Genomic DNA, 1,554 nt, shown 5'->3' with positions numbered 1-1,554 from the left:
CTTGCGATTACCCACAATTTTTGGCGAGCTCGAAGCCGAGCTGGATATCGGTGAGTCTTCGAAGGCCTCGCCAGATCACGGTGTTGCCGGGAGGAGGATCATTGGCTCGCGCCAGATAGCCGCCCAGTTGTGCAAGTTTGACGGTGTATCGTGTAAGGGGTTCGGCGTTTGAGGTCTTGACGGTATCTTTAACCAGTTGATCGAGCAGCAGTATTTCGGGCGGCGTCAATGCGATTTCGGCCGGCACTGGCGGTGCGGCTCGATGAACCATGCTCATCCAGAAGATACGCCAGCTTACGATGCAGAATACTGCGATGAGGTTGGCCAGTCGGTCCGCCGTGCGCAACATCGACTCCTCAGCCTTGCAGCCCGACTTGAGGATTTTGTGAAAGACCTCTATTTTCCATCGCAGTGCGTACCAGTCCAGTTTCTCGATAGCCTGTCTACGGGAAGTCACTGGCAAATTGGTGATCAGCTTCCATTCAATGCGCTTCCTGCCTGTCGGTGTTCCCCGTTCAATTGCATGAATCACGGTCAGGGACAGGGGCGGGTAACGCCGCTGCTTGCCGATTGGCGGCAACACCGTTATGCGGCGATATCGAAGTTCCAGCGCGGCCCGCTCAACCTTGCCGTTCTGGTCGCGAACCACGATTCGATGTACGCCTTTGACACGAACCTCATCCATCTCTTGTGCGATTGTGTGGTTTCCATCCCCCGCGAGCCGGTCAACGCAGGTTCGAACCAGAAAGTTGGTTTGCAATTCGTGAGCGAGGCAAAAGAGTTCGTAAATATCGCTTTCGCGATCCCCCACATGAATGCAGCGCTGTGGTTCACCAAACAGGGCTGTCGATTGCCGCAGATTTTCGAGCCATCGATAGCTTTCCTTCTCTTCGATCGGAACGCGTGTCGGATTGATCTTGCGCTTGAGTGCGTCACACCCTTTGAACTTCTTCCGGGTCCAGAACTTGATTGCTGCCAGACCCAACGGAACGCCTTGCGTAGTGACAGCAAGGCTCGAGTGCATCAGGATCCCGCAAATTGTATGCATTGGGCTTCGCCCGGTTTTGTCCTTGCGACTCGCCACCTTGTGCGTCGAACCGATCAGCTCAGGGCGCTCTCGTTTGTACGAGAATTCAGTCGTATCCTGCAATATCAATATGGGGCCTTCCGATGCAACAAACCGGCCTCGCGTCGCTTCGAAGTGGCCGCCAAGGATGTCTTGTTCACTGACCCTGGGATTGGAGAGAAATCGATAAGCTGCTTTCGTGTTGCACCAGTCCTGAAAGGCCATCGGTATGCTCTGTCCCACACACGACCACAAGCGCTCCAGAACCAGCCGGAATCTTTTGCCAAGACGCTCATCGCGAAAACGGCTCCCTCCCGACTCCTCGACCAACCATTCGTCGGCCTCACACGCTCCCCCCGGTCCAAGTTTGCTGTAGCCTCTGTTTGACATCGATCGCATTCCTTCGTCGACTGGACATGCAACGAAGTTAACAGAATGGACTCCTTGTTAACAGAGGGGAACCACCAAAAATTGTGGGTAATCGCAAG

The 1,554-nt window shown here is 54.8% G+C and carries 1 protein-coding gene; it reads right to left on the bottom strand.

The genetic code is table 11. The features are described from left to right. Positions 1–7: 7 nt before the first annotated feature. Positions 8–1,456 carry an IS4 family transposase gene (locus KHO33_RS41820; protein WP_200568571.1) on the bottom strand — a complete coding sequence of 483 codons (1,449 nt, stop codon included), beginning with the start codon at positions 1,454–1,456 and terminating at the stop codon, positions 8–10. Positions 1,457–1,554 lie beyond the last annotated feature (98 nt).

Origin of the sequence: Paraburkholderia nemoris (genome assembly GCF_905221015.1) — a bacterium.
GTDB lineage: Bacteria > Pseudomonadota > Gammaproteobacteria > Burkholderiales > Burkholderiaceae > Paraburkholderia > Paraburkholderia nemoris.
This window is presented reverse-complemented; position numbering and strand designations above follow the sequence as displayed.

What these genes read in the sequence shown, in the direction of transcription:
- KHO33_RS41820 (WP_200568571.1), bottom strand. Translation starts at nt 1,456, where the DNA reads ATGTCAAACAGAGGCTACAGCAAACTTGGACCGGGGGGAGCGTGTGAG.